Annotated in this window: 23 protein-coding genes, 1 tRNA gene and 1 pseudogene; 13 read left to right on the plus strand and 12 right to left on the minus strand. The window is 70.5% G+C overall.

Annotated features, from left to right (window positions below; all coding sequences use genetic code 11):
* Positions 1–81 precede the first annotated feature (81 nt).
* Positions 82–426 (plus strand): cupin domain-containing protein, encoded by a 345-nt coding sequence (locus tag ACWCQS_RS38230; protein ID WP_451008751.1) that lies wholly within the window; start codon positions 82–84, stop codon positions 424–426.
* A 35-nt stretch (positions 427–461) separates the two neighbouring features.
* Here the strand turns inward: ACWCQS_RS38230 and ACWCQS_RS38235 are convergent, their stop codons facing one another.
* Both ACWCQS_RS38235 and ACWCQS_RS38240 read right to left on the minus strand, forming a co-directional pair.
* Positions 462–1,115 carry a poly-gamma-glutamate hydrolase family protein gene (locus ACWCQS_RS38235; RefSeq protein ID WP_451008752.1) on the minus strand — a complete coding sequence of 218 codons (654 nt, stop codon included), beginning with the start codon at positions 1,113–1,115 and terminating at the stop codon, positions 462–464.
* A gap of 13 nt (positions 1,116–1,128) precedes the next feature.
* The gene (locus ACWCQS_RS38240) at positions 1,129–2,160 is read right to left on the minus strand and encodes a LacI family DNA-binding transcriptional regulator (protein ID WP_451008753.1); all 1,032 of its coding nucleotides are present in this window, start codon (positions 2,158–2,160) and stop codon (positions 1,129–1,131) included.
* Between the two features lie 120 nt (positions 2,161–2,280).
* Here ACWCQS_RS38240 and ACWCQS_RS38245 point away from each other — a divergent pair, with 120 nt between their 5' ends.
* Genes ACWCQS_RS38245 through ACWCQS_RS38255 form a run of 3 tightly spaced genes read left to right on the plus strand, consistent with a single transcriptional unit; the run spans position 2,281 to position 5,294 of the window.
* A complete protein-coding gene (locus ACWCQS_RS38245) occupies positions 2,281–3,447 on the plus strand; it encodes a phytanoyl-CoA dioxygenase family protein (protein WP_451008754.1) in 1,167 nt (388 codons plus the stop codon).
* 18 nt (positions 3,448–3,465) lie between these two features.
* Positions 3,466–4,254 carry an SDR family oxidoreductase gene (locus ACWCQS_RS38250; protein ID WP_451008755.1) on the plus strand — a complete coding sequence of 263 codons (789 nt, stop codon included), beginning with the start codon at positions 3,466–3,468 and terminating at the stop codon, positions 4,252–4,254.
* A 35-nt stretch (positions 4,255–4,289) separates the two neighbouring features.
* Positions 4,290–5,294 carry a Gfo/Idh/MocA family protein gene (locus ACWCQS_RS38255; RefSeq protein ID WP_451008756.1) on the plus strand — a complete coding sequence of 335 codons (1,005 nt, stop codon included), beginning with the start codon at positions 4,290–4,292 and terminating at the stop codon, positions 5,292–5,294.
* 46 nt (positions 5,295–5,340) lie between these two features.
* On the opposite strand, the gene ACWCQS_RS38260 is transcribed toward ACWCQS_RS38255, so the two are convergent.
* The 5 genes from ACWCQS_RS38260 to ACWCQS_RS38280 all read right to left on the minus strand — a co-directional run bounded on the left by ACWCQS_RS38260 (position 5,341) and on the right by ACWCQS_RS38280 (position 9,599).
* Positions 5,341–5,535 (minus strand): hypothetical protein, encoded by a 195-nt coding sequence (locus ACWCQS_RS38260; RefSeq protein WP_388626804.1) that lies wholly within the window; start codon positions 5,533–5,535, stop codon positions 5,341–5,343.
* A gap of 148 nt (positions 5,536–5,683) precedes the next feature.
* A complete protein-coding gene (locus ACWCQS_RS38265; protein ID WP_451008757.1) occupies positions 5,684–6,592 on the minus strand; it encodes a sugar phosphate isomerase/epimerase family protein in 909 nt (302 codons plus the stop codon).
* 2 nt (positions 6,593–6,594) lie between these two features.
* Positions 6,595–7,500, minus strand: a complete 906-nt coding sequence (locus ACWCQS_RS38270) for an ATP-binding cassette domain-containing protein (protein ID WP_451008758.1) — start codon at positions 7,498–7,500, stop codon at positions 6,595–6,597.
* 3 nt (positions 7,501–7,503) lie between these two features.
* Positions 7,504–8,580 carry an ABC transporter permease gene (locus tag ACWCQS_RS38275; RefSeq protein ID WP_451008759.1) on the minus strand — a complete coding sequence of 359 codons (1,077 nt, stop codon included), beginning with the start codon at positions 8,578–8,580 and terminating at the stop codon, positions 7,504–7,506.
* Entirely contained in the window at positions 8,580–9,599 is a 1,020-nt protein-coding gene (locus tag ACWCQS_RS38280; protein WP_451008760.1) for a sugar ABC transporter substrate-binding protein, read from the minus strand. Before ACWCQS_RS38280 ends, ACWCQS_RS38275 begins: the two co-directional genes overlap by 1 nt.
* Positions 9,600–9,777: 178 nt before the next feature.
* On the opposite strand from ACWCQS_RS38280, the gene ACWCQS_RS38285 reads away from it, so the two are divergent.
* From ACWCQS_RS38285 to ACWCQS_RS38305, 5 genes are all read left to right on the plus strand, one after another.
* Positions 9,778–10,569, plus strand: coding sequence for a GntR family transcriptional regulator (locus ACWCQS_RS38285; protein ID WP_451008761.1), 792 nt, complete (start codon positions 9,778–9,780; stop codon positions 10,567–10,569).
* Positions 10,570–10,877: 308 nt separating this feature from the next.
* Entirely contained in the window at positions 10,878–12,191 is a 1,314-nt protein-coding gene (locus tag ACWCQS_RS38290; RefSeq protein WP_451008762.1) for an ABC transporter substrate-binding protein, read from the plus strand.
* 8 nt (positions 12,192–12,199) lie between these two features.
* Complete coding sequence (locus ACWCQS_RS38295) at positions 12,200–13,180, plus strand: carbohydrate ABC transporter permease (protein WP_388626812.1); 981 nt, start codon at positions 12,200–12,202, stop codon at positions 13,178–13,180.
* Positions 13,177–14,064: a carbohydrate ABC transporter permease gene (locus ACWCQS_RS38300; protein ID WP_451008763.1), complete on the plus strand. Its 888-nt coding sequence runs from the start codon at positions 13,177–13,179 to the stop codon at positions 14,062–14,064. The genes ACWCQS_RS38295 and ACWCQS_RS38300 overlap by 4 nt, the downstream gene beginning before the upstream one ends.
* Positions 14,065–14,090: 26 nt before the next feature.
* The gene (locus ACWCQS_RS38305; protein ID WP_451008764.1) at positions 14,091–16,103 is read left to right on the plus strand and encodes a beta-galactosidase; all 2,013 of its coding nucleotides are present in this window, start codon (positions 14,091–14,093) and stop codon (positions 16,101–16,103) included.
* A 3-nt stretch (positions 16,104–16,106) separates the two neighbouring features.
* Here the strand turns inward: ACWCQS_RS38305 and ACWCQS_RS38310 are convergent.
* Both ACWCQS_RS38310 and ACWCQS_RS38315 read right to left on the minus strand, forming a co-directional pair.
* Positions 16,107–17,046, minus strand: a pseudogene (locus ACWCQS_RS38310) (aminoglycoside phosphotransferase family protein).
* 123 nt (positions 17,047–17,169) lie between these two features.
* Positions 17,170–17,243: transfer RNA gene (locus ACWCQS_RS38315), tRNA-Pro, on the minus strand.
* Positions 17,244–17,349: 106 nt separating this feature from the next.
* On the opposite strand from ACWCQS_RS38315, the gene ACWCQS_RS38320 reads away from it, so the two are divergent.
* The 3 genes from ACWCQS_RS38320 to ACWCQS_RS38330 all read left to right on the plus strand — a co-directional run bounded on the left by ACWCQS_RS38320 (position 17,350) and on the right by ACWCQS_RS38330 (position 19,282).
* On the plus strand, positions 17,350–17,856 hold the full coding sequence (locus ACWCQS_RS38320) for a DUF309 domain-containing protein (RefSeq protein WP_451008765.1): 507 nt from the start codon (positions 17,350–17,352) through the stop codon (positions 17,854–17,856).
* A gap of 72 nt (positions 17,857–17,928) precedes the next feature.
* On the plus strand, positions 17,929–18,702 hold the full coding sequence (gene cobF, locus ACWCQS_RS38325) for a precorrin-6A synthase (deacetylating) (RefSeq protein ID WP_451008766.1): 774 nt from the start codon (positions 17,929–17,931) through the stop codon (positions 18,700–18,702).
* 85 nt (positions 18,703–18,787) lie between these two features.
* Positions 18,788–19,282: a hypothetical protein gene (locus tag ACWCQS_RS38330; protein ID WP_451008767.1), complete on the plus strand. Its 495-nt coding sequence runs from the start codon at positions 18,788–18,790 to the stop codon at positions 19,280–19,282.
* On the opposite strand, the gene ACWCQS_RS38335 is transcribed toward ACWCQS_RS38330, so the two are convergent.
* Positions 19,206–20,015 carry a cobalt-precorrin-6A reductase gene (locus ACWCQS_RS38335; RefSeq protein ID WP_451008768.1) on the minus strand — a complete coding sequence of 270 codons (810 nt, stop codon included), beginning with the start codon at positions 20,013–20,015 and terminating at the stop codon, positions 19,206–19,208. The genes ACWCQS_RS38330 and ACWCQS_RS38335 overlap by 77 nt on opposite strands.
* A 71-nt stretch (positions 20,016–20,086) precedes the next feature.
* Between ACWCQS_RS38335 and ACWCQS_RS38340 the strand changes: the two genes are divergently transcribed.
* Positions 20,087–20,866, plus strand: a complete 780-nt coding sequence (locus ACWCQS_RS38340; protein WP_451008769.1) for an HAD-IIA family hydrolase — start codon at positions 20,087–20,089, stop codon at positions 20,864–20,866.
* On the opposite strand, the gene ACWCQS_RS38345 is transcribed toward ACWCQS_RS38340, so the two are convergent.
* The gene (locus ACWCQS_RS38345) at positions 20,855–21,628 is read right to left on the minus strand and encodes a sulfite exporter TauE/SafE family protein (RefSeq protein ID WP_451008770.1); all 774 of its coding nucleotides are present in this window, start codon (positions 21,626–21,628) and stop codon (positions 20,855–20,857) included. The genes ACWCQS_RS38340 and ACWCQS_RS38345 overlap by 12 nt on opposite strands.
* A 107-nt stretch (positions 21,629–21,735) precedes the next feature.
* A complete protein-coding gene (locus tag ACWCQS_RS38350; RefSeq protein ID WP_451008771.1) occupies positions 21,736–23,250 on the minus strand; it encodes a long-chain-fatty-acid--CoA ligase in 1,515 nt (504 codons plus the stop codon).
* Positions 23,251–23,291 lie beyond the last annotated feature (41 nt).

Here is a 23,291-nt window from a genome sequence, read left to right on the forward strand (position 1 = left end):
CGACGAAGTGTCCTCCCACCAGCCCCGATGCCCCACACTCTGTCGACTTCGGCACAGGCCGGCGCTGGCTAGGCTCGCCGCATGACGCACAGTTTCGCCCTCCACATCCCCGACGCCGACCTCCAACCCGAGCCCCTCGACCCGCAGCAGATCGTCTCCGGCGACCCGGAGGTCACCGGGAAGGTGCTCTGGGAGTCCCCGGACGGCCGCCAGATCCGTGGGATCTGGCAGATCACGCCGGGCGTGGTCACCGACACGGAGGCGGACGAACTGTTCGTCGTGATCAGCGGTTCGGCGACGATCGAGGTCGAGGACGGGCCGACGCTGACGGTGGGGCCGGGCGACATGGCGGTGCTGCGCGCGGGCGATCGTACGACGTGGACCGTGCACGAGACGCTGCGCAAGGCTTACGCGATCAATCTGTGAGGCGCGGTCGCGGTCGCGGGTGCCGCAGTGTGCCGTCATGCGTCTGCCGCGCCGTCGTGGCTGGTCGAGCAGTTCCCGGCGCCCCTTTGGGGCGCGACCGCTCGGGGCGCCTGCCCGCTCAGCCTCCTGACTCCAGCGGTCAGCGCCTCGGCCACCACCCCCGGCGGAATGTCCGCTCCCCCGCTCGTGCGGGCCAGGAGCGGCAGTTCCACCTGGACCCCGCCCAGGCGGCTCAGGTTGACCGGGTTCCTGGGATGCACGCCGCGCAGGTCGGCCGGGATGGCCGCCAGGTCGGTGACGGCCGGGAACTGCGGGGCCTCGGCGGCCAGTGCCTCGGCGAGGACACGGGCCGCGGCCCGGTTGCCGCCGCCGAGGAAGACGGTGTGCGATGCCTCGGACCGCATGTGGCCGTGCAGGGAGACGGTGACGGAGACCCGCTCCAGGAACTCCCGCAGCAGCACGCAGTGGTCGGCCGCCATGCGCGCGGACGGGATGTGCACGGGCTGCCGTACCCCCGGCTGGGTGAAGACGAGGCTGGTGGCGCCGCAGCGGCGGGCCACGAGGTCCGCGAGTTCGGCCGTACCCCCTTCGTTGCTGCCGTGCAGGGCCAGCAGACCGATCTCGCCGCCCGGTACGAGGGTCGCCACCATCGGTGTGCCCTCGATCTCCACGTGCTCGGTGCGGGTCACCGGATCGCCCCCTTCACTCGGCTGTCGGCGCAGGCATGTTGTACGGCGTGACGACCTGGATCGCGGACGGCAGCGCCGCGCCGGCCGGAGGCAGCGCCCCGTGCGCCCGCATCACGAGGTGGCAGGCCTCCCGCATGTCCTGGCGCAGGTCGTGGTGGAGCACGGCGGACAGCCGGTGCTCGCGCAGCAGTCGCGTGTTGTCGTGGTCGAGGTCGTGGGCGATGAACACCGCGCAGGCCCGGCCGAGGTCGGCGAAGGCGCGCAGGGTGGCGTTGTTGCCGCCGCCGATGGAGTACACGGCCCGGATCTCCGGGTCCCGTTGCAGGGCGGCGCGGACCAGGTCGTACTGGGTGGCGTCCAGGCCCTGCCCCTCGGCGATCTCCACCAGGGTGCGCTCGGGATGCCGGGCCCGCATCACGCTGCGGAACCCCATCTCGCGCTCCTCCTCGTTGCGGAAGAAACCGCTGCTCAGGCTGGTGAGGACATGGCCGGGCCGGTCGCCGAGCCACTGTCCCATCAGATAGGCGGCGGTGGCACCGGCGGCCCGGTTGTCGCTGCCGACGTAGCCGATCCGGCCGCTGGCGGGCAGGTCGGTGACCAGGGTGACGACCGGGATGCCGGCCGCGGTGAGCCGCCCCACGGCGGCGGTGACCTCGGGGACGTCCGGCGCCTTGAGGATCACGCCCTGGGAGCCGCGCCGGGCGATCCGGTCCAGCGTCCTGACCTGCTCGGCGGCCGGACCGGTCTCACGGAAGTGGAAGCGTGAGCGCACCACGGCCGGGTGCAGGGACGGCAGTTCGGCCTCCAGGGCGGCGCGTACGGCGGTGCTGAACCGCTCCGGCGCCTGCACCACGATGTCGAGCATGAAGGTACGGCCGACCAGCCGCACCTGGGTGCGCTGCCGGTCGAGGTCGGCGATGGCCCGGTGCACCTCCTGCGCGGTGCTCTCGCGCACCCCTCCCCTGCGGTTCAGCACACGGTCCACCGTGGCCTCGCTGAGACCCGCCTGACGTGCGATCTCCCGGATCGGGAACGGGTGGCCCATGGGCCTGCTCCTTGAGGGGTTTTTGATGGCCGGCTGCTGATTGTTCGAGGGGTTTGTCATGACAAGAATGACAGGATCGCGTCGTCGCCGTGGCCGAAAGCCGTGATCGAAAGGACACCGATGTCCGTCGTCTCCGTGCCAGGACGTGCCTGGCTGTCCGAGCAGGACTGCGACCTGGACGCCTTCCGCGCCCTGATCGACCGGACGACCCGCCTCGCGGACTACCCGCACGCCGCCTCGGTGACGGAGAACGTCCTGGTCTACGAGGGTGAGCGGCTGCGCGCCACCGGGGGCCGGGACGCGCTGCGGGCCGAGCTGGTGCGGGCGTTCGCCGACGGTCCCGGCATCGTCGTCGTCCAGGGTGCCTACCCGGACCCGGCGGTCGTCGACCGGGTCACGGCCGTGTTCGAGGCGCTGATCGCCGAGCAGCGGGCCTCCGGGGCCACCGCCGGCGACCACTTCGCGAAGCCGGGCGCCAACGACCGGGTGTGGAACGCGCTGGAGAAGACGGCCCTGTACGACGCGGAGGCGTTCGCCGACTACTACGCGAACGACGTACTGGCCCTGGTCTCCGCGGCCTGGCTGGGCCCCGGCTACCAGGTGACCTCGCAGGTCAACGTGGTCAACCCAGGTGGCGTGGGACAGACCGCGCACCGTGACTACCACCTCGGCTTCCTGAGCAACGCGGCCGCTGCCGCCTACCCGGCGCATGTGCACCGGCTCTCCCCGGTGCTCACCCTCCAGGGCGCGGTCGCCCACTGCGACATGCCGGTGGAATCGGGCCCGACGCTCAATCTGCCGTACTCGCAGCGGTACGAGCCGGGCTATCTGGCCTGGCGGCTCCCGGAGTTCCAGGCGTACTTCGAGGGGAACCACGTGCAACTCCCGCTCGCCAAGGGCGACGCGGCCTTCTTCAATCCGGCGCTCTTCCACGCCGCCGGCACCAACCGCACGGCGGACGTGCGGCGCACGGCAAATCTGCTCCAGGTGTCCTCGGCCCTCGGGCGCGCGATGGAGACGGTGGACCGGGAGGCGGTGGCGAACGCGGTGTTCCCGGTGCTGCTTCGGCGGGCGGCCCAAGGTGCCGGCGAGGAGTGGCTGGAGAACGTGATCGCGGCGAGCGCCGAGGGCTATCCCTTCCCGACCAACCTGGACAGCGACCCACCGGTCGACGGTCTGGCCCCGCCGGCGCAGGCGGACCTGCTGCGGCGGGCGGTGCGCGAGGGGTGGGCCCCGGAGCGGCTCCGTGCGGAGCTGCGGGCCGCTGCCGAACGACGAGAGAGCTGAGGAAGGGCGGGGCAGGTCATGGGACTTCTCGACGGACTCCTCCGGGAGAAGATCGTCCTGGTCAACGGCGGCAGCCAGGGGGTGGGTGCCGCGATCGCGCGAGCGGCCGTCCGGGAGGGCGCCGTGGTGGCGGTCACCGGCCGCCGTACCCAGCCGGGTGAGGCGCTGGTCGCCGAACTGGCCTCGGCCGGGGGCAAAGCGAGGTTCGTGCGTGCCGATCTGGCGGACGCCGAGCAGGCCAGGGCGGCGGTCGCCGAGGTGGTGGACGCCTACGGCCGCATCGACTGCCTGGTGAACTCCGCCGGCCTGACCTCCCGGGGCACGCTGCTGGACACGACCCCGGAGCTGTTCGACGCGCACATCGCGATCAACCTCAAGGGGCCGTTCTTCGCGATGCAGGCGGCGGTCGCCGACATGGTGGCCCGCAAGGCGCCCGGCACGATCGTCAACATCATCACCTCGTCGGCGCACGGGGGCCAGCCGTTCCTGGCGCCGTACGTCGCCGCCAAGGCCGGCCTCGTGGGCCTGACCCGCAACGCCGCGCACGCCCATCGCTGGGACCGGATCCGGATCAACGGCCTGAACATCGGCTGGACCGCGACGGAGGGCGAGGACGCCACCCAGCGCGCCTTCCATGGGGCCGGCGACGACTGGTGCGAGCAGGCCGCGGCGAAGCTGCCGATGGGCAAGCTGGGCCAACCGGAGGAGATCGCCGACTTCGTGGTCTTCCTGCTGTCCGACCGGTCGGGGGTGGTCACGGGGTCGGTGATCGACTGGGACCAGAACGTTCTCGGCGGACTCGACTGACTTCCCTGACGGAACATTCGTACACAAGGAGCACCATGCGCATCGGAATCCTCGGCCTCGGCCGCATCGGCGCCTTCCACGCCGAGACCCTCTCCGGACTGGACGCCGTCGAGTCGCTCGTCGTCACCGACCCGTTCGCGGACGCCGCCAAGGCCGCCGCCGAGCGGTTCGGCGCCGAAGTCGTGGACTCGCCGGAGGCGCTGCTGGCCGCCGGCGTGGACGGCATCGTGGTGGCGGCCGCGACCGACGCCCACCCCGCCCTGATCCTGGCCGGCGTCGAGGCCGGAGTCCCGGTCTTCTGCGAAAAGCCCGTCGCGAAGACGATGAACGAGGGCGTCGAGGTGCTGAAGGCCGTGCGCGACAGCGAGGTGCCGATCCAGATCGGCTACAACCGCCGCTTCGACGCGGGCTTCACCGCCGCGCGCGCCGCCGTTCAGGCGGGCGAGCTGGGCAAGCTGCACACGGTCCGCTCCACGACCCTGGATCCGGCGCCACCGCCGGCCGCGTACATCGCCGCCTCCGGTGGCATCTTCCGGGACTGTTCGGTGCACGACTTCGACATCATCCGCTGGGTGACGGGCCGCGAGGTCACCGAGGTGTACGCGGTCGGCGGCAACCGGGGCGCCGACTACATCGAGGCGGCGGGCGACGCCGACACCACCGGCGCGATCCTCACCCTGGACGACGGCACCATCGCTGTGGTTTCCAACTCCCGCCACAATGCCCGGGGTTACGACGTCCGCATGGAGCTCCACGGCTTCGCCGACTCCATCGCCGTCGGCCTGGACGACAAGCTCCCGCTGCGCTCGGTCGAACCCGGTGTGACCTTCCCGTCCGGCACCCCGCACGACTTCTTCATGGACCGGTTCACGGACGCCTACCGCGCTGAACTCTCCGCGTTCACCGAGGTCGTCGCCGGCACCCGCCCCTCCCCCTGCACCGTCGAGGACGCCCTGGAGGCGGGCTGGGTCGCGGAGGCCTGCACCCTGTCGCTGCGCGAGCACCGGCCGGTGACCATCGCCGAGGTGCGACAGGTCTGAGGCAACCGGACGGCGCCGGGCTTGCGCCCGGCGCCGTATCCGTGTCTCAGCCGCAGTAGCGGATCAGCCACTCGTCCGGGTTGTACGTGTCCCGCGCCGGGTCCGGCACCGTGGCCGGCTTGGTCTCGACCGTGTCCTCCGGGCGTATCCGCTCCGGCAGCGAGCCGAAGCGGGTGCGGCGGAGCACCGCCGCGTCGATGGTGTCCTGCGCGATCTCCCGGGGTTCACTGGCCTTGGTCATCTCGTCCTCCCGTCTCCGCGGGCATCCCCCGTCGTCCCGACAACGGCCGCGTGCCCCCGGTTGTTCCCGGCCGCATCCTGGCCGAATCCGTTGCCGGTACGCAGGAACCGGGCCCCACGACGTGAGCCCGGTGCCGAAGGAAACCGCCTCAGGCCCCGCAGGACCGCAGGAACCGCCGCGTCCGCACCGCGATCGGCAGGGGCTTGTCCGGCTCACACGGATACATGTCCTGCTCGACGATCGCGAACAGCTCAACGCCGAGCCGCTGCGCGGCCTCCAGTACCGGCCCCAACTCGGGCACGCCGGACGGCGGTTCGCACATCACCCCGCGCTGCACCGCCGGTCCGAACGGCACCTCGCCGGCGATCACCTCGGCGAGAACGTCCGGGTCGACCTGCTTGAGGTGCAGATAGCCGATGCGCTCGCCGTAGGTCTCGATGAGCTTGACGCTGTCCCCGCCGCAGTAGGCGTAGTGCCCGGTGTCCAGGCACAGGTTGACCAGCTCGGTGTCGGTGGAGTCCAGGAAGCGCTCGACGTGGTCCTCGGTGTCGATGTGGGTGTCGGCGTGCGGGTGGACCACGATGTCCAGGCCGTACGTCTCCTTGACCTCGTGGCCGAGCCGCTCCATGCCCTTGGTCAGGTGCGCCCACTGCTCGGCGGTCAGCTCCGGCGGCTCCAGGATCTCGGCGGTCTTGTCGTCCCGCCAGAAGGACGGGATGACCACCAGGTGCCGCGCGCCCATCGCCTGGGTGAGCGCGGCGACCTGGCTGACGTGCGCCCAGGTCTTGGCCCAGACGGACGGGCCGCGGTGCATCCCGGTGAAGACCGTGCCCGCCGAGACCTTCAGGTTCCGCCGGGCCACCTCGTCCCTGAGCCGCGCGGGGTCGGTCGGGAGGTAGCCGTAGGGGCCGAGTTCGATCCACTCGTAGCCGGCCTCGGACACTTCGTCCAGGAAGCGTTCCCAGGGCACCTGCCGCGGGTCGTCGGGGAACCAGACGCCCCAGGAGTCGGGGGCCGAGCCGACCCGGATACGGTCCAGCGGGGTGGGGGTGGCCATGGTCAGGGGGTTCCTTCCGCAGAGGGCGCGACGGGTGCGGTCAGGTCGCTCTCCTCGGGGAGTTCCTCGGTGTCGACGCCGCGTACCTGGGCCAGTTCGTGCTTGAGGGCGGCGAGTTCGGCGCCGCCGGCCATGTGGTTGGTCAGTTCCTCCAGGCTGACCTCGGCGCGGGAGGCGGACAGTTCCAGGGTGCCCAGGCGCAGGACGCTGAAGTGGTCGCCGACCATGTAGGCGTGGTGGGGGTTGTGGGTGATGAAGATGACGCCGAGGCCGCGGTCGCGGGCGGCGGCGATGTACTTGAGCACCACGCCGGACTGTTTGACGCCGAGGGCGGCGGTGGGCTCGTCGAGGATGAGGACGCGGGCGCCGAAGTAGACGGCGCGGGCGATGGCCACGCACTGGCGCTGGCCGCCGGAGAGGGTGCCGATGGGCTGTTCCAGGTCGTCCAGGACGATGCCCATGTGGCGCAGTTCCTCGTCCGCGGTCTTCTTCATCCGCGCGATGTCGAGGCGCCGGAGGGGCCAGGGACCGCGTGTCATCTCGGAGCCGAGGAAGAAGTTGCGCCACACCGGCATCAGCGGCACGGTGGCCAGGTCCTGGTAGACCGCCGCAATGCCCCTGTCCAGGGCCTCGCGCGGGGTGGAGAAGCGCACCGGTCGCCCGTCGACGAGGAACTCGCCCTCGGTGTGCTGGTGCAGCCCGGAGATGATCTTGATGAGGGTGGACTTGCCGGCGCCGTTGTCGCCCAGGACGCAGGTGACCTCACCGGCGTGGACCTTGAGGTCGACGCCGTGCAGGGCGCGGATGTTGCCGTAGGACTTGCCCGCCCCGCGCAGCTCGACCAGCAGCCCCTCCGCGGCGGGCGGCGCGTCCTGGACGACGGTGCCGTGGGTCTTGTTGTCGTTCATCGGTTACCTCCGGGTCGCCGTGCGCTGGACCCACAGATTGATCAGGACGGCGCCGAGCAGCATCACGCCCAGGAAGGCCTTGAACCAGTCCGGGTTCCAGCCGGCGTACACGATGCCCTGGTTGACCATGCCGAACATGAACGCCCCGAAGACCGGGCCGATCGCCGAACCCGCGCCACCGGTGAGCAGACAGCCGCCGATCACCGCCGCCGCGATGTAGATCAGCTCCTGGCCCACGCCCTCACCGGACTGCACGGTGTTGAAGGAGAACAGCTGGTGCATGCCGATGAACCAGGCGCCGAAACCGACCAGCATGAACAGCGAGATCTTGGTGAAGGCCACCGGGACACCGACGGCCCGCGCGGACTCCTTGTTGCCGCCGACGGCGAAGACCCAGTTGCCGTACTTGGTGCGCAGCAGCACCCAGGTCGCGATCGCGGCGTACACCAGCCACCACACCACGGTGATCTTCACCTGCACCCCGCCGACGTCGAAGGACGAGGCGAAGACCTTTCTCGCCTGGTCGAAGCCGTCCATGTCGCTGATGTCGTCGGTGGCGACGTTGCCGGTGACCAGCTTGGTCACGGCCAGGTTCACGCCCTGCAGGATCAGGAAGGTGCCCAGGGTGATCAGAAAGCTGGGCAGGCCCGTCTTGACCACCATCCAGCCGTTGAAGAACCCGACCGCGAGCGAGACGACCAGGGCGACGATCACGCCGGTCCACACGTTCAGGGTCAGTTGGTAGCTGAGCATGGCCGCGGTCAGCGCGGAGGTGATCACGGCGACGCCCGCGGAGAGGTCGAACTCGCCGCCGATCATCAGCAGGGCGACCGGCAGGGCCATGATCCCGATGGTCGAGGACTGGTACAGGATCGTCGCCATCGAGCTGCCCTGGCGGACCGAGGGCGCGACGATCAGGAAGAAGACCAGTACGGCGGCGGCGCCGAGGAAGACGCCCACCTCGGGGCGGGCCAGCAGCCGCAGCGCCAGCGGGCGGCGTGCGGTGCGGCCGTCGCTCTGCTCGGGGCCGGACGCCGGCGGCCTGCCGAGGGCCGGTTCAGCCTGCTGGGCCATGCTCATCACCGGGTGCCCTTCGCGGCGAACTCGGCGACCTTGTCGACGTTGGACTTGTCGACGAAGGCCGGGCCGGTCAGCACCGGCTGGACCCCGCCGCCGCTGTAGTTGCCGTTGTTCTTGTAGAGCCACAGCGCGTCGACCGCCAGGTAGCCCTGCAGGTAGGGCTGCTGGTCGACGGCGAACTCGATCGAGCCGCTCTGAACGGCCTTCACCAGGTCTTTGTTCAGGTCGAAGGTGGCCACCTTGGCCTTGCTGCCCGCGTCGCCCACCGACTGCACCGCTGTGAGGGCGAAGGGCGCGCCGAGGGTGACGACCGTGTCGATGGAGCTGTCCTGCTTCAGCTTGGCCGTGATGGTCGACTTCACGGACGGCATGTCGGTGCCGTTCACATACAGCGTCTCAGTGGTGCCCTTGAACGTCTTCTTCACCCCGTCGCAGCGCTGGGTGAGGCCCACGTTGCCCTGCTCCTGGATGACACAGACGACCTTCTTGGCGCCGGTGGTGTTCAGCTTGTCGCCGAACGCCTCGCCCGCCACGCTCTCGTCCTGCCCGAAGAACTCCAGCAGCCCGAGCCTCTTCCAGTCGCTCAGACCCGAGTTCAGGCCCACCACGGGTATGCCGGACTGCTCCGCCTTGCCGATGACGCTCTTCATCGCGTCCGGCTTGGCCAGGGTGACCGCGATGCCGTCGACCTTCTGGTCGATCGCGTTCTGCACCAGGTTCGCCTGGTTGCCGGCGTTGGGGTCGGCGGAGTAGACGAGCTTGACGTTGTCCTTGGCGGCGGCGGCCTCGGCGCCCTTGCGGACGGTGTCCCAGAAGGTGTCACCGGGCGCCTGGTGCGTGACCAGGGCGACGGTCATGCGCGGGGTGTTGGCCTTGCCCGCCGAGGCGTTCTGGGCCGCCTCCTCGGCCTTCTTGCCGCCGTGGCTGCTGGCGCAGCCGGCGAGGGTCAGGGCCGCCGCGGCGGCAACCGCCACGACCGGGACGAGTCTCCGGGAGCGGGAGGGGGAAGAGCGGTCCATCTTTCCTGCACCTCACTGTGCGTGCGACGGGGGAAGGGACGCTGTTGCGTTGGGACGCGATCCAAGTCCCTGGGGCGCCTGCTGTCAATACTTTGTTAAGACATCATTTCAGAAGTAGGTTCGAATGTAAGTACAAACCATTGACACTCCAGGCTTCCGGGACCTACACCTGAGAGACATGAGCCCAGTACACCGCACCCCGCAGCGAACGGCACCGGGTGATCGCGCGGTCGACTCCCTCAGCTTCGCCCTGGACCGCACCAGCCCGGTGCCGCTGTACTACCAGCTCGCCCAGCAGTTGGAGGCGGCCATCGAACACGGCGTGCTGGCCCCGGGCAACCTCCTGGGCAACGAGGTCGACCTCTCCGTACGCCTCGGACTGTCCCGCCCCACCGTGCGCCAGGCGATCCAGTCCCTGGTCGACAAGGGACTGCTGGTACGTCGCCGCGGGGTGGGCACGCAGGTCGTGCACAGCAAGGTCAGACGGCCGCTGGAGCTCAGCAGCCTCTACGACGACCTGGAGTCGGCCGGCCAGGGCCCGACCACCCGGGTGCTGCGCAACGAACGGGTCCCGGCGAGCGCGGAGGTGGCGGCCGCGCTCGGGCTCGCGGAGGGCGCCGAGGTCACCGTCCTGGAGCGGCTGCGCTGCACCCACGGCCGGCCGGTGGCGTTCCTGTGCAACCACCTGCCCGCCTCACTTCTCGAACTCCCCACCCAGCAACTGGAGTCGACGGGTCTGTACCGCATGATGCGGTCTGCCGGAATCGTCCTGCACAGCGCCCGCCAGTCCGTCGGCGCCCGCAGCGCGACGGCCGGGGAGGGCGCCCTGCTGGACGAGAAGGAGGGTGCGGCCCTGCTCACCATGCGGCGCACCGCGTATGACGTCACGGGCCGCCCGGTGGAGTACGGCAGCCATGTGTACCGGGCGTCGCGGTACGCCTTCGACTTCCAGCTACTGGTCCGTACCTGAACTGCCAACCCGGACCCGAACCGCTGGTCAGCACCCGAAGCGGAATCACCCGTGTTCACACAGCCCCCTCGGCCGCCCGTGCCGTGGGGGCTGTCGGCTCTGCACCCCGGTGAACACGCAGGTAACAGTGACGATTACGTTTCGGGCAAGAGACAGCTCAGGAGGGGCCGACCTATTGACTCATGAGCGGACATGGGGCTGTTATTACGCCCACGATGTTCGGTCGAGTTGGTTTCTGATCGGTTTCGACGACCTTTCGGTGATCGGCTCATCCCCTTGACCGAGCCCTGTATTCCTCAGGAGCCGCCATGCGCCTCTCCCCCTCCGGTCTCTCCGTCCCGGGTCCCAGCCGCCGTTCCGTGCTGCGCGGAGCAGGCAGTGCCGCGCTGCTCGCCGGTGCCGGCATACCCCTGCTGTCCGCCTGCGGAGGCAGCGGTTCCGCCTCGGACCCGAAGACCGTCACCCTCGGCTCCAACGCCTCGGACGCCGTGCCGAAGAAGGCCTTCGCGGCCGTGTACGCCGACTTCAAGAAGCAGTCCGGCATCACGGTCGATGTGAACACCAAGGACCACAACACCTTCCAGGAGCAGATCAACTCGTATCTGCAGGGCACGCCGGACGACGTGTTCAACTGGTTCGCGGGCTACCGCATGCAGTTCTTCGCGGCGAAGGGGCTGGCCTCGCCGATCGACGACGTGTGGGCGAAGATCGGGGACAACTTCCCGGACGCGATGAAGAAGCTCAGCAAGGGCCAGGACGGCAAGTACTACTTCGTGCCGCTGACGACGTACCCCTGGGCGATCTTCTACCGCAAGAGCGTCTTCCAGCAGCACGGCTACCAGGTCCCCACCACCTGGGACCAGTTGGTCGCCCTGTGCAAGCAGATGAAGAAGGACGGCCTGGTCCCGATCGCCTTCGGCGACAAGGACGCCTGGCCGGCGATGGGCACCTTCGACCAGATCAACTTCCGCCTCAACGGCTACGACTTCCACGTCCAGCTGATGGCGGGCAAGGCGGCCTGGACCGACCCCAAGGTGAAGGCAGTCTTCGACCACTGGAGCGAGCTCCTCCCCTACCACCAGGACGGCTTCATGGGCCGTACCTGGGAGGACGCCGCGCAGACGCTGGTGTCCAAGAAGGCCGGCATGTACCTCCTCGGTTCGTTCGTGGCCCAGCAGTTCACCAACAAGGCCGACCTCGACGACCTCGACTTCTTCCCCTTCCCGGAGATCAACTCCGCGTACGGCCAGGAGACGGTCGAGGCGCCCACCGACGGCTTCATGGTGAGCAAGTCCCCGAAGAACCACGACGGTGTCGTGAAGCTTCTGGAGTACCTGGGCAGTCCGGCTGCCGAGGAGATGTACCTCAAGACGGACCCGAGCGTGGTCGCCGCATCGAACAAGGCCAGCACCTCCGCGTACTCGGCGCTGCAGAAGAAGGCGTTCGAAATGATCGGCAACGCCAAGAACCTCACCCAGTTCATGGACCGCGACTCCCGGCCCGACTTCACCTCCACGGTGATGCAGCCCGGCCTGCAGAAGTTCCTGCAGAACCCGAAGGGCGTGGACAGCCTGCTGTCGTCCATCGAGCGCCAGAAGAAGACCATCTTCGCGTCCCAGTGAGCGGCCCGATGACGACCGATACGACCACGAAGTCCCCGGAGGCGGCCGCCGTGCCGCCTCCGGGCGCCTCGCCCGCGCGCACGCGGGCCACGCACGGCCATCGCCGCCTGCTGACCCGCCGTGACCGGTTCACGCTCGCCCTGATGGCGGGCGTGCCGACGATCCTGCACGTGCTCCTGGTGTGGGTCACGGCCATCGCCTCGATCTTCCTCGCCTTCACCACCTGGGACGGCATCGGGTTCGACTCGATCAAGTGGGTGGGCCTGGACAACTTCAAGCAACTCTTCAACGACAACCCGCAGTTCTGGCCCGCCGTCCAGCACAACATCATCTGGTTCGTCGTACTGATCCTGATCCCGACGCCGTTCGGCCTCTTCCTGGCCGTGCAGCTGGACAAGCGGATCCGCTTCAGCCGGATCTACCAGACCGCCTTCTTCCTGCCGGTCGTCATCTCGATGGCCTGCATCGGCTTCGTCTGGCAGCTGATCTACAACCCGGACACGGGCCTGATCAACAGCATCATCGGCGCCAACAAGCCGGGCCACTACATCGACTGGATCGGCGACCCGCACCTCAATCTGTGGGCGGTCCTCATCGCCGCGTCCTGGCGGCACACCGGGTACATGATGATCCTGTACCTGGCAGGCCTGAAGAGCGTCGACCCCTCCCTCAGGGAGGCCTCAGCGCTGGACGGCGCCAACGAGTGGCAGACGTTCAAGAGCGTCATCTTCCCGACCCTGCGCCCGACCAACACGGTCGTGCTGGTCGTCACGATCATCGAGGCACTGCGCGCCTTCGACCTGGTCTTCGTCTTCAACAAGGGCGCCCAGGGCACGGAGTTGCTGTCGATCCTGGTCACCAACAACATCATCGGCGAGTCCAGCCGCATCGGTTACGGCTCCGCCATCGCCGTCGTCCTGCTGGTGATCTCCCTCGCGGTGATCATCCCGTATCTGATCGCCACCTTCCGGAAGGAGCGGCGCGCATGAGCAGCACCACTCTGCCGCTGAAGCGGCGCGCCCCGATCCGCCCGGCCCGTGTCCTGCTGCACGTCTTCCTCGCCGGCACGGCGCTGGCGTGGCTTGCGCCGCTGCTGTGGGCGATCTTCTCGGCCATGCGGCCGTACAGCGAGACCAGCGCCAAGGGTTACGTCTCCTGGCCGAGCAAGCTGACGTTCGAGAACTTCACGAACGCGTATCAGCAGTCGGACATGCTGCACTACTTCGGCAACACGCTGGTCATCGCGATCCCGGCCGTGCTGCTGACGCTGTTCCTGTCCTCCTGCGTGGCGTTCTACGTCGCCCGGTTCGACTTCCGTCTGAACCTCGCCCTGTTGCTGGTCTTCACGGCCGGCAACCTGCTGCCGCAGCAGGTCATCATCACCCCGCTGTACCGGCTGTACCTGCTGACGAACCTGCCGGGTATCACCCAGAGCGGCAAGCTGTACGACTCCGCGCTCGGCCTGGTCCTCATCCATGTGGCGTTCCAGTCCGGGTTCTGCGCGTTCGTGCTGAGCAACTACATGCGCTCGCTGCCGCACGAGCTGACGGAGGCCGCGCTGGTCGACGGCGCCTCGGTGTGGCGGCTGTACTGGCAGATCACGCTGCCGCTGTGCAAGCCGGCGATGGCAGCCCTGGCGACCCTGCTGTCGATCTGGATCTACAACGATTTCTTCTGGGCGCTGGTGCTGATCTCGACCGGCCAGAACATGCCGATCACCTCGGCCCTGAACAACCTCTCCGGCCAGTACTTCACCGACCCCAACCTGGTGGCCGCGGGCTCGCTGCTGACCGCGATCCCGACCCTGGTCGTGTACTTCGCGCTCCAGCGTCAGTTCGTCAGCGGCCTGACCCTGGGCTCCAACAAGGGCTGAGACGCCCGCACGTGAAAGAGAACGACGTGAAGCGCACCCTGTCCGTCCCCGGCCTCGCCTACGGCGGCGACTACAACCCCGAGCAGTGGCCCGAGGAGGTGTGGGCCGAGGACATGCGCCTGATGCGCGAGGCCGGGGTGAACCTGGTCAGCGTCGGCATCTTCTCCTGGGCGCTGCTGGAGCCGGCCGAGGGCGTCTACGACTTCTCGCGCCTGGACAAGGTCCTCGGCCTGCTGCACGAGAACGGCATCGCCGCCGATCTGGCCACGCCCACGGCGGCGCCTCCGGCGTGGTTCTTCCGCGCCCACCCGGAGGCGCTGCCGGTCGACCGCGACGGCCGCACCCTCTCCTACGGCAGCCGGCAGACCTTCTGCCCGTCCTCCCCCGCCTACCGCGAGGCCGCGCTGCGCATCGCGGGCGCGCTCGCCGAGCGGTACGCGGCCCATCCAGCCGTGCGCATGTGGCACGTACACAACGAGTACGGCTGCCACAACGCGGCCTGCTACTGCGACACCAGCGCGGCCGCGTTCCGCCGCTGGCTCCGGGCCCGCTACGGCGACGACCTGGCGGCGCTCAACGACGCCTGGGGGACACGGTTCTGGAGCCAGTGGTACTACGACTGGGAGGAGATCCTGCCGCCGCGCGCCACCGGCGCCGTACCCAACCCGACCCACCAGCTGGACTGGCGCCGGTTCTGCTCCGACGAACTGCTGTCGCTGTGCACGGCGGAACGGGACGTACTGCGGGCGGCGGCGCCGTCGATCCCGGCGACCACCAACTTCATGGTGATGTTCAACTTCGACGCGCTCGACTACTGGCGCTGGGCACCGGAGCTGGACATCGTCTCCAACGACCACTACCTGATGTCCACCGACCCGGCGTCGGAGATCGACATCGCGCTCAGCGGCGACCTGACCCGCTCCCTCGCGGGCGGCCCCTGGCTGCTCATGGAGCACTCCACCGGCGCGGTGAACTGGCAGCCCGTCAACCGTGCGAAGAGACCGGGAGAGTTGCGCCGCAACGCGCTCGCGCACGTGGCGCGCGGCGCGGACGGCATCGCGTACTTCCAGTGGCGGCAGTCGAAGGCGGGTGCCGAGCAGTGGCACTCGGCGATGGTGCCGCACGCGGGCACCGACAGCCGGATCTGGCGGGACGTGGTCCGCCTGGGCGCGGACCTGCGGGCGTTGGCGGAGGTGCGGGGCAGCACGACCCCGGCCGAGGTGGCGATCGTCTGGGACTGGGACGCCCGCTGGGCCCTCGAACTGCCCTCGCAGCCCAGCGGCGAGCTGCGCTACGCCGACCTGGTCCGGGCCTGGTACGAGCCGCTGTGGCGGTCGGGCGTGGCGGTGGACTTCGTACGGCCGCAGACGGACCTGTCCGCCTACCGCCTGGTCCTGGTCCCCAGCCTGTACCTGGTGGACGACGAAGGCGCGGCGAACCTCTCGGCGTTCGCCGAGCGCGGCGGCACCCTCGCCATGGGCTTCCACAGCGGGGCCGTGGACGACAACTCCCATGTGCGGCTGGGCGGTTACCCGGGCGCGTTCCGCGAGGTGCTCGGCGTCCGCTCGGACGAACCGTTCCCGCTGCTGCCCGGCGAACAGGTCGCGCTGTCCGGCGCGGTGCCGGCCGGGGCGGCGGGCACACTGTGGTCGGAGCGCCTGCGACTGGAGGGCGCCGAGGCGGTCGCGTCGTACGCCGACGGCCCCCTGTCCGGCGTCCCCGCGGTGACCCGCCGCCCGCACGGCACCGGCGCCGCCTGGTACCTGGCCACGCTTCCGGACCCGGCCACCCTGGCCGCGCTGCTGGACCGGGTCCGGGGCGAGGCGGGCGTGGAACCGGTGCGTACGGCCCCGCCCGGTGTGGAGGTGGTCCGCCGGCGCGGCCCGGAGGCGGACTACCTGTTCGTCATCGACCACGCCGGGCAGGGCGCGGAGGTGCCCATCGCACCGGGGGCGACGGAACTCCTCACCGGCAAGGAGCTGCACGACTCGGTGACGGTCCCGCCGGGCGAGGTCGCCGTCGTACGGGAACCGCGGTGATCCTCACCGGGAGTCCACTTCCGTGAGCAGGACCGCCAGGTGGTCGGCGAGGGCGATGAGCCGATCGAGCCGCACCCCCTGGCGGGCCCTGCGGAATCCATGCCGACGGCCGTGGAACGCGGCCTGAACGGCGTGCAGTTGGGCCCAGCGCCGGACGCGCTCGCGATCGAGCGCGGCGGCCTCGGCGAACACGTCGAGAGCGCGCCGCACGTCCTTCGGCAGATCACCGGCCGTGGCCCGGTGCACCGCGTAGGTCTTCAGCAGCGTGCCCCCGTCGTACGCCGGGTCGCCCGCGTACCCCTTGGGGTCGACCGCGAGCCACGGCTCGCGGTCGGCACGCAGGATGTTGCGGGCGTGCAGATCACCGTGGACGAGCGTGTCCGGCCGGCCGCGGCCCAGTTCGTGCGGTCGCCACGGCGGCGTCCACCACGTGCCGCGGCAGCCGGTGCGGCAGCTTCGCCGTGTCCGTGCGCAGTTGCTCCTCCCAGGCGTCGGCCCGCTCCCGCAGCCTGGGCAGACCGGGCGGGGCGGGGACCGCGAGGCGGCGGTTGATCCGCCCGGCGACCGTGAGAAGTTCGTCGCCGTCCGCCGTCTGTGCCAGGGTCGTGGTGCGGGCGTGCTCCAGCAGCATCGCGAACCGTTCGTCGTCCCGTGCGTGCAGCAGGACGGCTCCCCGGCCACGCCAGACCGCGAGGGCGTCCGGCTCGTGCACGTTGCCGGGGTGCGGGAACGACACCTTCAGCATGGCGATGTCCGCGCTCGCGGCCCGGCGCACCGGGACGACCAGTCCGACGCCGCCGTGCAGGACGTCACCATCGCGTACGCACCCCCAGCGCCGCAGCAGGTCGTCCACGATCCCGGGCAGAGCGCAGAGCCAGGCCCTGCCCGGCTCTCCTTCGCGCTCGACGGTGCTGTGTACGAACGCCTGCGGCAGCTCGATCATCAGCGGTCGCTTCCTGGCCGGCGCGGTGATCGCCCTGACCACCGGGCGATCCGGTGCCCGAACATGATCAAGGGGTGGTACCGGACTGCTCCGACACCACCCCTGACCCACGACTCTCGCAAGTCGGGACGACAGGATTTGAACCTGCGACCCCTTGACCCCCAGTCAAGTGCGCTACCAAGCTGCGCCACGTCCCGTTGCGCTCACTCGCGGTGACCCGCTTGATCGCGCGAACAGCACTTTACCCCACCTTCGGGGGTGGGCCGAAGAGGGCCCCGGGGTGAGCCGGGGACAATCGGTCGTATGACGAACGCGGGCGCATCGGATGCCAGGGACCGGGACCCTCAGGGGCGGGCGCGCAGTGCGCGGCCCCGGGACGGGCTCGGCCGGCCGCTGGCCTACGGCACGGAGGGGGTCCCCCGGCAGCCGGAGGGTGTCGTACGGCGGCCGCAGGAGACGGTCACCGAGGCGCAGGCGCTGCTGGACGCCGGGAAGCCGTTCCATGCGCACGAGGTGTTCGAGGACGCCTGGAAGTCGGGGCCCGAGGAGGAGCGCGCGCTGTGGCGGGGCCTCGCCCAGCTGGCGGTGGGCCTCACGCACGCGGCGCGCGGGAACGCCGTAGGCGGGGCACGGCTGCTGCGGAGGGGCGCGGGGGCGCTCGCGGACTGGGAGACGGAGCAGGGCGAGGACCGGCCGTACGGGATCGATCTCGCCGGGCTCACCCGATGGGCGCGGGAGCTGGCGGGGCGGTTGGAGAGCGGGGACGGACCCGTGGACGCGGAGGGCGAGGCGCCCCGGCTCCGTTCCTGACGAAACCGGTGCCGTCGCAGGGTGTGTGGACGCGGTGCACCCGCTGTCAGTGGCATGCGGCAGACTCGGGGCGTGCGAAAGATTCATGTCATCGGTATCGGCGCGGGCGACCCCGACCAGCTGACCCTGCAGGCGGTCAAGGCGCTGCGGAGCACGGATGTGTTCTTCCTGCTCGACAAGGGCGAGGTGAAGAGCGATCTCACCCAGCTCCGCCGGGACATGCTGGACGCGCATCTGCCCGAGGGCTCGTACCGGGTGGTGGAGGCCCGTGACCCGGAGCGGGACCGGAAGGCGGGCGGGTCGGCGTACTCGCCGGCGGTGGAGGACTGGCGCAGCGCCCGCGCCGGGATCTACGCGCGCCTGATCGCCGAGGAGCTGGACGAGGACGGCACCGGCGCCTTCCTGGTGTGGGGGGATCCGGCGTTGTACGACAGCACGCTCGGGATTCTGCAGGAGGTGCTGGAGCGCGGCGCGGTCGCGTTCGAGTACGACGTCATACCCGGCATCAGCAGTGTCTCCGCCCTGGTCGCCCGGCATCGCACAGGCCTGAACCGGGTGGCCCGGCCGGTGCAGATCACCACCGGGCGGCGGCTGGCCGAGGGCTTCCCCGAGGGCGTGGACGACGTGGTCGTGATGCTGGACGCGCACCAGGCCTTCCGGGAGTACGCCGGGGAGGACATCGACATCTACTGGGGGGCCTATATCGGCACTCCGGACGAGCTCCTCGTCTCCGGCCCGATCGCCGAGGCCGGTCCGCGCATCGAGCGGGTGCGGGCCGAGGCACGCGAGCGCAAGGGCTGGATCATGGACACGTATCTGCTGCGCAGAAACCCCGGGGATCAGTAGCGGCGCCGGCCCCCGGCCGGGGAAGCGGTCGTATGAAGCCGAAAACCGGGTGAGCAGGGCACCCGGCTCCGGTCATACTCGGGCCATGTCCGGCTCTCCCGTCCGTTTCCGCGATCCACGCAGCACGGAGTACGACTTCCTGGACTCGGTCCTGGTCCACTGCCCGCGCTGTGACCGCATCGCCCGCGTCGAGCGGCAGCCGCACCCCGAAGCACGGCCGCTGTTCGCGCCCCGGCGTCTGGTCTGCCGCTCCTGCGGTGTGTCCCGTACGTGGGCGGGCCGGGGCATCGGCCTGTGGGCGGGCTCGGGGGGACCCGCCGAGGACCCCTACTTCCGCACCCGTCTGTGGCTCCAGCGGGAAACCCGGCACGGCCGGCTGTGGGCGTACGACCTGCGGCACCTCGACCTGATCCGCCGCTATGCCGCCGCCGATCTGCGCGAGCGCGCTCCTTGGTACGACACCGGGCAGAAGATGACCCTGGTCGCCCGGCTGCCGGTGTGGATCAAGTCCGCCAGGAACCGGGACGAGGTGCTGCGCACCGTCGACCGGATCCGGAAGTCGGTCCTCGCTCAGGGCTGAGGCCGAGCCACTCCAGTACGCCCGCCACGTCGGACACCGCCGTCACGCCCTGCGGGAACGGGGGGCGCCGTACGACGACGACGGGCAAGCCGAGTTCACGCGCCGCCGTCAGTTTCGCGGCCGTGGCCTCGCCGCCGCTGTCCTTGGTCACCAGCACCTCGATGCGATGGGCGCGCAGCAGCTCCGTCTCGTCGGCGACGGTGAACGGGCCGCGGGCGAGGACCAGTTCGGTGTCCGGCGGCATGGGCGGCTCGGGCGGGTCGACCGACCGTACGACGAAGTGCAGATCCGTCAGGTGGGCGAACGCGGCGAGGCCCAGCCGTCCGGTGCTGAGGAACACCCGGTGGCCGAGGCCGGGCAGCGCCTCGGCGGCGCGGGCCAGGGACGGGACGTCGTACCAGCGGTCGCCGGGGCCCGGTCGCCAGCCGGGACGGCGCAGGACGACCAGGGGAACTCCCGTGGCCGCCGCCGCGTGCGCCGCGTTGGCCGTGATCGCCTCGGCGAAGGGGTGGGTGGCGTCGACCAGGGCATCCACGTGCTGCGTGCGCAGCCAGTCTGCCAGTCCCTGCGCACCGCCGAAGCCACCGATCCGTACCTCGCCCGCCACCGCTCCCGGCCGCGCGACCCGGCCGGCCAGCGACGTGGTCACCCGGATCCCGGGCCGGGCGGCGAGGTCGGCGGCGAGTCGGCGGGCCTCGGCGGTGCCGCCGAGGATCAGGACGTGCGCGGGCATAGGGGTGAGCGTACGAGGTGGTACGGGACGGTCCGCCGGGCGGGTCGCTACGGTCTTGGGTCATGGAGGTCATGGATTCCGTGCGTGGCGTGCTGATCGATATCGACGGCGTTCTCACCGTCTCCTGGAAGCCGCTGCCGGGCGCGGTGGAGGCGCTGCGCGCGATCCGCGCGGCGGGGCTCGGCGTGGCGCTGGTGACCAACACGACGTCCCGGACCAGGGCGTCGATCGCCGAGACGCTGAGCGGCGCCGGTTTCGACGTGCGCGCCGAGGACGTCCTGACCGCGCCCGCGGTCACCGCCGCGCACCTGGCCGAGCACTTCCCGGGCGCCCGCTGCGCGCTGCTCAACAGCGGGGACATCGCGGAGGACCTCGGGGATGTCACCCTGGTGGACGACGATCCCGAGGTGGTCGTGTTCGGCGGTGCCGGGCCGGAGCTGGACTACGCCTCGCTCAACCGGGTGTTCGGGTTCCTCCAGCGGGGTGCGCGGCTGGTCGCCATGCACCGGAACCTGTACTGGCGGACCGACGCCGGGCTGCAGCTGGACTCCGGTGCCTTTCTGCTCGGGCTGGAGCGGGCCGCGCGCACAGAGGCGGAGGTGACGGGCAAGCCGTCCCGGGCGTTCTTCGAGGCGGCGCTGGCCCGGCTGGGGGTGGACGCCGGGCAGGCGCTGATGGTGGGCGACGACGTGGAGTCGGACGTGCTCGCGGCGCAACGGGCGGGACTCACCGGGGTGCTGGTGCGCACGGGGAAGTTCCAGCAGGAAGCGCTGGAGGGCGCGAGCGGCACACCGGACCAGGTGCTGGACTCCTTCGCGGACCTCCCGGCGCTGCTGGGGCTAGCGCAGTAGCAGTTGCACCCCGCCGACGATCGTCGCCGCGATCACGAGCTGTTCGAAGAGTCGCTGGTTGATCCTTTTCACAGCCCACTTTCCGAACAGCGCACCGGGGACGACGAACACGGCGAGTGCCGCGTCGAGGAGCAGTGAACGGCCGTCGATCAGGCCCAGGCCCGCGCTGAACGGCACCTTCGAGACGTTCACGATGAGGAAGAAGAACGCCGAGGTACCGAGGAAGCCCAGCTTCCGGAAGCCGGCGGACAGCAGGTACATCGACATCACCGGGCCGCCCGCGTTGGCGACCATTGTGGTGAACCCGCCGAGCACGCCGTACGAGCGGGCCTTCGCGCGGCCGGCGCGCGAGGTGACCTGCTCCGGTGCCGCCCCGGCGTCCGCCGTGCGCCGCCGCCACATCGTCACCCCCGCCATCAGCAGCAGGATCGCGCCGATCGAAATCCGTACGATCCCGTCGTCGGCCCACATCAGGAACAGCGTGCCGACCACCACCCCGGCCGCGACGGCCGGGAACAGCCGCCACAGGGTGGGCCAGTGGGCGTGCCGCCGGTAGGTGAGCACGGCGAGGACGTCACCGGCGATCAGTACGGGCAGCAGGACGCCGGTGGAGGCGCGGGCGGGCAGGACCGCCGCGAAGACGGCGAGGCTGACCGTGTTGGCCCCGCTCACCGCGGTCTTGGAGAAGCCGACGAGGAGGGCCGCGAAGGCGAGCGCCGCGAACCCCCAGCCGGATATGTGCCAGAGCGTCATTGTGTTCATGCGGGGGCCGATACTATGTCCTGACAAGCGTCCGGCGTAAGGACCGTCTCGCCAGGTGGCCCCTGCCGCGACCCCTTCAGCCTGCTATGACCCGTTCGTGCCGCCCGCTATGACCGTTCCGCGTACTGCGCCCGCAGCTCCCGCTTGAGCACCTTCATGCTGGGCCCGAGCGGCATCGCGTCCGTGAACTCCACGCGCCGCGGGTACTTGTGCCGGCCGAGGTGCTCCTTCGACCACTCGGTGATCCCGGCGGCGTCGGGCGCGGCGCCAGCCGCCGGTACGACGACGGCGCAGACCTCCTCGCCGTGCAGCTCGTCGGGCAGGCCGATGACCGCGACCTGGGCGATGCCGGGGTGGCGCATCAGCACCTCCTCGACCTCCCTCGGGTACACGTTGTAGCCGCCGCGGATGATGACGTCCTTCTTGCGGTCGACGATCCTCAGGAAGCCCTGCTCGTCCTTGGTGCCGAGGTCACCGGTGCGGAACCAGCCGTCGACGAGAGCCTCCGCAGTTGCCTCGGGCCGGCCGAGGTAACCGGAGAAGATGTTGTGGCCGCGGATGACGACCTCGCCGAGCTCGCCGGGCGGCAGCAGTTCGATGCGGCCCTCCACCTCGGCGCGGGCGATCTCCACGTCGATGCCCCACAGCGGGTGGCCGATCGTGCCCGCTCTCGTGCCGAAGACCGGCTGGTTGACGGTGGCCGTCGGCGAGGTCTCCGACAGCCCGTACCCCTCGTAGATCTTCGCCCCGAACGCCTCCTCGAATCGCTCCAGTACGGCGACCGGGAGCGAGGCCCCGCCCGAGACGCACACGCGCAGGGCGGGCAGCGCGCCGGCGTCCGGGGCGGCCGCGGCAAGGGCGACGAACATGGTCGGCACGCCTTGGAAGGTGTTCACGCCCTCCTTCACCATCAGCTCGATGGCGCGGGCCGCGTCGAAGCGGGGCAGCAGCACCAGCGTGGCGCCCGCCCGCCAGGTGGAGTTGAGCGACACCGTCTGGCCGAAGGCGTGGAACAGCGGCAGCGCGCCGAGGGCAATGTCGTCGGCACGGATGTCGTTGGCGTCGAAGGCGTTGACAGTCGCGTTCATCACGAGGTTGAAGTGGCTGAGCACGGCGCCCTTCGGCACTCCGGTCGTCCCGCTCGTGTAGAAGATCACCGCCGGGTCGTCGGCGGCGCGGGTGACGTACGACGGCAGGGGCTCGGCGTCGGCGGCGAGCTTGTCGAACTCCTCGCCCAGGACGACCACTTTGACGCCGGTGGCCTCGGCGGCGGCCCGGCCGGTCGCCGCCTGGGCCGGGTGCACGAGCAGCAGCGTCGCCCCGCTGTCCCGGAGCACGTGCTCGACCTCGCCGGCCGACAGCAGCAGGTGCACGGGGACGACCACCCCGCCCGCCGCGGCGATCGCGTAGTAGGCGACCGGGAACTCGGCGGTGTTCGGGGCCATCAACGCCACCCGGTCGCCCGGCCGTACTCCGAGCCCGGTGAGCGCGCCGGCCCGGGCCAGGGACCTGTGCCACACCTGGGCGAAGGACAGCCGCAGATCGCCTTCGACGAGCGCCGTCTTCTCAGGGCGACGCCGGGCGTTCTCGGCGAGGATGGCGGCGACGGACAGGGTTGCCATGGAGTGCTGCTCCGTTTCCTTGCTGCGGCTCGACTGACCAG

The sequence above is a fragment of the Streptomyces sp. NPDC002076 genome (assembly GCF_053593835.1).

What these genes read in the sequence shown, in the direction of transcription:
- ACWCQS_RS38230 (WP_451008751.1), top strand. Translation starts at nt 82, where the DNA reads ATGACGCACAGTTTCGCCCTCCACATCCCCGACGCCGACCTCCAACCC.
- ACWCQS_RS38240 (WP_451008753.1), bottom strand. Translation starts at nt 2,160, where the DNA reads ATGGGCCACCCGTTCCCGATCCGGGAGATCGCACGTCAGGCGGGTCTC.
- ACWCQS_RS38245 (WP_451008754.1), top strand. Translation starts at nt 2,281, where the DNA reads ATGTCCGTCGTCTCCGTGCCAGGACGTGCCTGGCTGTCCGAGCAGGAC.
- ACWCQS_RS38250 (WP_451008755.1), top strand. Translation starts at nt 3,466, where the DNA reads ATGGGACTTCTCGACGGACTCCTCCGGGAGAAGATCGTCCTGGTCAAC.
- ACWCQS_RS38255 (WP_451008756.1), top strand. Translation starts at nt 4,290, where the DNA reads ATGCGCATCGGAATCCTCGGCCTCGGCCGCATCGGCGCCTTCCACGCC.
- ACWCQS_RS38260 (WP_388626804.1), bottom strand. Translation starts at nt 5,535, where the DNA reads ATGACCAAGGCCAGTGAACCCCGGGAGATCGCGCAGGACACCATCGAC.
- ACWCQS_RS38265 (WP_451008757.1), bottom strand. Translation starts at nt 6,592, where the DNA reads ATGGCCACCCCCACCCCGCTGGACCGTATCCGGGTCGGCTCGGCCCCC.
- ACWCQS_RS38270 (WP_451008758.1), bottom strand. Translation starts at nt 7,500, where the DNA reads ATGAACGACAACAAGACCCACGGCACCGTCGTCCAGGACGCGCCGCCC.
- ACWCQS_RS38275 (WP_451008759.1), bottom strand. Translation starts at nt 8,580, where the DNA reads ATGAGCATGGCCCAGCAGGCTGAACCGGCCCTCGGCAGGCCGCCGGCG.
- ACWCQS_RS38280 (WP_451008760.1), bottom strand. Translation starts at nt 9,599, where the DNA reads ATGGACCGCTCTTCCCCCTCCCGCTCCCGGAGACTCGTCCCGGTCGTG.
- ACWCQS_RS38285 (WP_451008761.1), top strand. Translation starts at nt 9,778, where the DNA reads ATGAGCCCAGTACACCGCACCCCGCAGCGAACGGCACCGGGTGATCGC.
- ACWCQS_RS38290 (WP_451008762.1), top strand. Translation starts at nt 10,878, where the DNA reads ATGCGCCTCTCCCCCTCCGGTCTCTCCGTCCCGGGTCCCAGCCGCCGT.
- ACWCQS_RS38295 (WP_388626812.1), top strand. Translation starts at nt 12,200, where the DNA reads ATGACGACCGATACGACCACGAAGTCCCCGGAGGCGGCCGCCGTGCCG.
- ACWCQS_RS38300 (WP_451008763.1), top strand. Translation starts at nt 13,177, where the DNA reads ATGAGCAGCACCACTCTGCCGCTGAAGCGGCGCGCCCCGATCCGCCCG.
- ACWCQS_RS38320 (WP_451008765.1), top strand. Translation starts at nt 17,350, where the DNA reads ATGACGAACGCGGGCGCATCGGATGCCAGGGACCGGGACCCTCAGGGG.
- ACWCQS_RS38330 (WP_451008767.1), top strand. Translation starts at nt 18,788, where the DNA reads ATGTCCGGCTCTCCCGTCCGTTTCCGCGATCCACGCAGCACGGAGTAC.
- ACWCQS_RS38335 (WP_451008768.1), bottom strand. Translation starts at nt 20,015, where the DNA reads ATGCCCGCGCACGTCCTGATCCTCGGCGGCACCGCCGAGGCCCGCCGA.
- ACWCQS_RS38340 (WP_451008769.1), top strand. Translation starts at nt 20,087, where the DNA reads ATGGATTCCGTGCGTGGCGTGCTGATCGATATCGACGGCGTTCTCACC.
- ACWCQS_RS38345 (WP_451008770.1), bottom strand. Translation starts at nt 21,628, where the DNA reads ATGAACACAATGACGCTCTGGCACATATCCGGCTGGGGGTTCGCGGCG.
- ACWCQS_RS38350 (WP_451008771.1), bottom strand. Translation starts at nt 23,250, where the DNA reads ATGGCAACCCTGTCCGTCGCCGCCATCCTCGCCGAGAACGCCCGGCGT.